Source organism: Burkholderia sp. ABCPW 111, assembly GCF_000773065.1.
Classification (GTDB): Bacteria; Pseudomonadota; Gammaproteobacteria; order Burkholderiales; family Burkholderiaceae; genus Burkholderia; species Burkholderia savannae.
The window spans coordinates 1-5,558 of record NZ_JPWT01000015.1 but is presented as its reverse complement, the minus strand read 5'-3'; the positions used below and the strand labels follow the sequence as shown (position 1 = coordinate 5,558).

General features: G+C 69.9%; 5 protein-coding genes and 1 pseudogene. 1 reads left to right on the top strand and 5 read right to left on the bottom strand.

Translation table 11 applies throughout. The features are described from left to right. Positions 1-196 precede the first annotated feature (196 nt). Positions 197-1,261, bottom strand: a complete 1,065-nt coding sequence (locus tag X946_RS04460; RefSeq protein WP_038744489.1) for a DMT family transporter — start codon at positions 1,259-1,261, stop codon at positions 197-199. Between the two features lie 499 nt (positions 1,262-1,760). Next, the gene (locus X946_RS04455) at positions 1,761-2,351 is read right to left on the bottom strand and encodes an IMPACT family protein (protein WP_038744488.1); all 591 of its coding nucleotides are present in this window, start codon (positions 2,349-2,351) and stop codon (positions 1,761-1,763) included. A gap of 255 nt (positions 2,352-2,606) precedes the next feature. On the opposite strand from X946_RS04455, the gene X946_RS04450 reads away from it, so the two are divergent. Continuing rightward, complete coding sequence (locus tag X946_RS04450) at positions 2,607-3,245, top strand: hypothetical protein (RefSeq protein WP_052145006.1); 639 nt, start codon at positions 2,607-2,609, stop codon at positions 3,243-3,245. Between the two features lie 95 nt (positions 3,246-3,340). Here X946_RS04450 and X946_RS04445 read toward each other — a convergent pair whose 3' ends face one another. The 3 genes and pseudogenes from X946_RS04445 to X946_RS04435 all read right to left on the bottom strand — a co-directional run. Next, entirely contained in the window at positions 3,341-4,210 is an 870-nt protein-coding gene (locus X946_RS04445; RefSeq protein ID WP_038744490.1) for a DUF2894 domain-containing protein, read from the bottom strand. Further along, positions 4,203-4,850, bottom strand: a complete 648-nt coding sequence (locus tag X946_RS04440; protein ID WP_038744487.1) for an OmpA family protein — start codon at positions 4,848-4,850, stop codon at positions 4,203-4,205. The genes X946_RS04445 and X946_RS04440 overlap by 8 nt, the downstream gene beginning before the upstream one ends. After that, a pseudogene (locus X946_RS04435) lies at positions 4,847-5,558 on the bottom strand (DUF802 domain-containing protein); the annotation flags it as partial. The gene X946_RS04440 and the pseudogene X946_RS04435, both read right to left, overlap by 4 nt.

Genomic DNA, 5,558 nt, shown 5'->3' with positions numbered 1-5,558 from the left:
GCTCACGACTCGAAGCTCACGACTCGAAGCTCACGACTCGAAGCTCACGACTCGAAGCTCACGACTCGAAGCTCACGACTCGAAGCTCACGACTCGAAGTTTGACGCCGACGGCCCAAAGTTCCCCAAGCCCCAACCGCAAGGCTTCGAGTTCAACTCGCCGAGTTGCAATGCCGGCTGCATTCCGACGCTCGCCGTCAGTGCGAATGCCGGTGATGAATGTCCGGAAAGTGCGCGTGCGTATGCGTGATCGGCGCATGCCGATGCGGATGCGTGTGCGGCTCCGCGCCGTCCCAGTCGAAATCGTGCGTGTGCTGATGATGCTCGTCGTGGCGATGCCGGTGGCTGTGCTCGAGCGCGTCGTGCGTGTGCGCGTGCTCGTGCCGCTCGCGCAGATGCAGCCAGATGCCGATCGCCATCAGCGCCGCGGCCGCCCAGAACGGCAGCGGCGGCCACTCGGGCCACAGCGCTAGCGACAGTCCGACGCCGAACAGCGGCGCGACCGAAAAATACGCGCCGGTCCGCGCGGTGCCAAGGTTGCGCAGCGCGACGACGAACAGCACGAGGCTCACGCCGTAGCCGGCGAAGCCCGTGAGCATCGCGGCGGCCGTCGACGCGGCGGCGGGCAGTTTCGCGCCGAGCGCGAGCGCAATGCCGAGATTGACCGGGCCCGCGACGAGGCCCTTGATGCACGCGATCGTCGCGGCGTCGTTGGTCGAAACCTTGCGCGTCAGGTTGTTGTCGATCGCCCAGCACGCGCAGGCGGCCGCGACGAGCAGTGCGCCGAGCGGCACGCCCGCCGCGCCCGGATGCCACGACAGCAGCGCGCCGCCCGAGACGATCGCGACCATGCCGGCGAAGATCGGTGCGTCGACGTTCTCGCGGAACACGACCCACGCAATGACCGCGGTGAACACGCCTTCGAGATTCAGCAGCAGCGCGCTTGTCGCGGCGGGCGTCGTCGCGAGGCCGAGCATCAGCAGCGCGGGGCCCGCGACGCCGCCTGCCGCGACCGCGCCCGCGAGCCACGGAAGCTCGGCGGGCGTCACTCGCGACTGCTCGGCCTGCGACGCGTCGGCGCCGCGCGCGAGCCGGCGAATCAATATGAACGTCGCGAGGCCGATGCCGCTGCCGAGATAGAAGAGGCCTGCGACCATGAACGGCGTGAGCGAGCCGAGCAGCGTCTTCGCGAGCGGCGTGGTGGCGCCGAACAGCGCGGCGGCGAGGAGTGCGGTGAAAGCCGCGTTCATGCGTGCGGACATGGGCGTGGCGCGGGCGGCGCGGATCGACGTGAAAAAGTGACGCCACGATAGCGCAAACCGGGGGCGGCGGCCATTCGTTTCGTGGCGGGCGGGAACGTCGGCGGGGGCGTTGGCCGGATCGATCCCGCCGTCGTGCGATCGATTCTGACGGGACGACGGACTGAGGAGCGGATGGGGCGGCGAATCGGCCGAGCGGTGATTCGGCAAATCGTTGGGCTGGCAGGCTGGTGGATCGGTGGATCGGCGAGTTGGCGGGGGCGCAGGGCGACGAGGCGACGAGGCGACAACAGCGGCAACAGCGGCAACAGCCGTCGCCGAATGTCCGCTTCGAATCGTCGACTGCGCGTTCCGTGCTCGCCGACGCCCCTGGCTGACCGCTGCGGCGCAAAAATGCCGCGTGGCGCGGCACGGCACGGGATGCGCCGCGCATCCATCCGGCGCAAGCCCATCGCCGGCACCCGTCGCATCGCCCGGCGTTCCGTGCGCGGCCTCGCGCTCGTCAGTCGACTGAAGGAAACCCGGCGCGCCCTTGCGTCAGATCGAACAACGTGTCGCGCGCCGCGCCGAGCGCATTCGCGGGCAGCCGGATCACGAGCTTCACCGTCATGCCGTACGCGCTGTCGACGAGGTCGTGGCCTTCCTGCTCGATCCAGCGGCGCACGCGCGCTTCGTCCGGATAGCCGGTCTCGATCGCGAGCCGCGCGTACGCGATGCGCTCGATGCGCTCGGCGTCGAGGAGCGCGGCGGCGATCGCGTCGGTGTACGCGCGCACGAGGCCGCCCGCGCCGAGCTTCACGCCGCCGAAGTAGCGGACGACCGCGCCGAGCACGCCGTCGAGATCGTGATGGCGCAGCACTTCGAGAATCGGCCGGCCGGCGGTGCCGGACGGCTCGCCGTCGTCCGACATCCCGGACTGGCCGCCCGCGAGCAGCGCCCAGCAGACGTGCGTCGCGCCCGGATGCTCGGCGCGCAGCCGCTGCAACTCGGCCATCGCCGCGTCGCGGCCCTCGACCGGGATCGCGTATGCGATGAAACGGCTCTTGCGGATCTCGAGTTCCCGAATGTAAGTGGTGGCGAGTGAGTAAGTCATGTTCGGGATGCCGTTGAATCCAGAAAAATCGATGAAGCCGGGAACGTTGCGCCCCGATCGGCGTTGACCGAGACGAATGCGTTCGGGGCCGATTCGCCTGCATGGCGTCTGCCCGCGCCGCGCATGACGAAACGGAAGAACGGGAGAATTTTACAGTGGCGAGCATCGAGGCATTTCGCGGCCGCGAACGCAACGCGGACTACTTGCCGTATCGCCCGCGCCTTCGGCGCGAGCAAGTCGAGATGGCGTCGCTCGATGTCGAGTCCGGACAAGCCGGCGAACCAGGTGCCCCGGCTCGGCGGCGCATTTCTCTGGCGGCAGGTGTATAACGCGGTGTCGAGCGGCACGTCGGCGATCAAGATCGCGATGTTCGACGAAGTCAACGAGGGGACGGCGATCTTCAAGGCGGCCGGCAAGCGAGGCGATGCGCCCGACCAGGGATATTGGCTGACGCTCGATGCCGACGGGCGCGCGCTCCCGAGCGACTGGTATTTGCGATTCGCTTACGAGGCGGGGCGCGTGGTGCGCGGCGAATCGCCCGCGACCGACGTGGTGCCGGCCAATCCCGGGCCGCAGGCGGCCGGCGTGCCCGCGTGCGGCGCGCTCGGGCCGAACCAGGGGCTTGCCGTGGGGCCGGCGCTCGTGTCGTGCGACGGCCGGTTCAAGCTCGTGCTCCAGAGCGACGGAAATCTCGTCACCTACCAAGGCGGCGCGGCGGTGTGGAGCAACGGCGTGTCGTCGCAGATCGCCGCGCGGGTCGTGATGCAGGCGGACGGCAATCTCGTCGAATACGACACCGCGGGGCGGCCGCTCTGGAACAGCGGCACCGCCGGCCGTGCCGGCGCATACGCGCAGTTGCAGAGCGACGGCCGGTTCGTGGTGACGGGCGGGTAGCGTTCCGGGGGGGCGCGCGGCCGGCGCCGCGCTGCGGCGCGGTTTGCGCGGCTCGTGCGGCTCGTGCGGCTTGCGCGGCGCGCCGAAACGCGGCGTTACCGCGATTTCCTTCGCGCGCCCTTCTTCGTGGCGGCGCTTCCGGCGCGCGCCGCGTCGCCGCTCGCGGCGTCGTCGTCGCCGTTCATCTGCTCGAGCCACGACAACGCATCGACATACGAGAGGAACTGCCGCAGATACTCGGGCGACAGCTCGCGCATCAGCGACAGCGACCGGTGCACGAGGCTGCTCGAATTGAGCGGTCCGGCGTTCTTCGGCACTTGTTCGAGCGAGGCGAGCAACTGGCTGTCCGCGCTGACCTTCGACCAGGTTTGCCGGAAGTAGTCGAGCATGTCCGGTTCCGCGCGAAGGGCGCGGCGGTTGCGGTTCGCGGCGTCATTGGCGTCATTGGCGCCGGCGGACGGGCCGCCCGCGTTCGGGCGCGCCTGGCCGCCGATGTAGTCGAGCAGTGCGGCGAGCGGCCCGCGTGCGGGTGCGGGCGGCGCAGGCGTCGGCGTCGATGCGGGCATCGACGCCGATTCCAATGCCGGCGTCAACGCTGGAGCCGAAGCCGGAGCCGAAGCCGGAGCCGGAGCCGGAGCCGAAGCCGACGCCGACGCCGAAGCCGAAGCCGGAGCCGGAGCCGGAGCCGACGCCGAAGCCGATGCAGAAGCCGATGCCGATTCCAATGCCGACGCCGCGTCTTTGGCCGCATCGGCGGCCGAAGACGCGCGCCGAAGATCGTCCGCGTACGCGTCGATCAGCGCCGACAGCCGCGCATCCAGAATCCGGCGCGCGTCGCCGGTGTGGTCGGCCGCGCGCCGCCGCAGCGCATCGATGAAGCGAAAGCGCATGGGGTCGAGCCGATCCGCGCCGCGCGTGCGCCATGCGTCGAGCGTGTCTTGCGCGCGGGCCGCAGCGTCATTCACGGCGTTCACCGTCGCCGGCCGTCGGCCGCGGAACCGGTGCGATCTCGACGCGCCGGTTCTTCGCGCGCCCCGTATCGTCCGAGTTCGGGCTCACGGGCTGCTCGGAGCCGAACGCCGCCGCGAACACCGACGCCGCCGGCACGCCTTCGTCGATGAACGCGCGCGTCACCGTCAGCGCGCGCTTGGCCGACAGCTCCCAGTTGTCCGCGAAGCGGCGATTGCCCGCGCGCACCTGGAGGTCGTCCGCGAAGCCGCTCACCATCAGGATCTCGTGATTCGCGCTGAGGTAAGCCGCGAGCGGCCCGGCGAGGCTCTTCAGCAGATCGCGGCCGGCCGGCTGCAGCTCGTCGGAGTTCAGCGCGAACAGCACGCTGCCGCTGATGCCGATGCGTCCGTTGACGAGCGTCACGCGTCCCGCCGCGAGCGGGCCCGCCAGCGCCTGTTCGAGCGTCTTGCGGCGCTGCGTTTCCATCTGCCGTTGCCTGACCTCGGCGTCGAGCTTCGACGACAGCTCGAGCTGCACGCCGATCACGCCGACGAGAATCAGCACGAACGCGCCGAGCAGCACTGACATCAGGTCGCCGAACGCGGCCCAGATCGGCGCGGTCTGTTCGAGGCCGCCGTCGATTTCGTCGCTCATGCCGCTTCGGCTCCGACGGATGCCTGCCGGCCGGCGACGCGCTGCAGGTCTTCGATGATCTGCTTCTGCGACAGCATGCTCAGGTCGATGATTTCACGCGCCTGCGCGACGTAATAGGCGAGCTGCTCGTCACTGCGCGCGAGCGACTTGTCGAGCGCGGCTTCGATGCGCTGCAGATGCGCGACGAGCGTGTCGTTCGATTCGCCGAACGACTGGACGGCCGCGCCGAACGCTTCGCCGAGGCTCGCGACTTCGACCGCGCTGCCCGTCACCTGCGCGGCGACGGCGCCGAGCCTGCCGGTTTCGGCGTCGATCCGCTCGGTGAATTGTGCGCCGACGCGTTGCAACAGGTCGGCGCTCGTCGCGACGAGTGCGTCGACGGCCGTGCGCTGCTCGGTCGACGCGTGGTTGACCGCATCGAGAAGGGTTTCGAGCGTGGCGAGCAGCCGGCTTCGCTCCTCGAGCATCGCGGTGTCGCGGACCATGCTGTCGGAGAGCTTCTGACGCAGCTCGGCGACGACTTCGGCCGCGGCCTTCGGCGCTTCCGACGCGGCCTGCACGAGCCGGGAGATCTCGGCGATCGTGTCGCGCGCATGCGCTTGCGTTTGGGCGGAGATGTCGCGTGAGGTTTGCGCGAGCGCGTCGCAGATTTCCTGTTGCCGGTTCGCGGCGTGCGCGCTCGTTTGTTCCCATTCGGTGCCGAGCTTC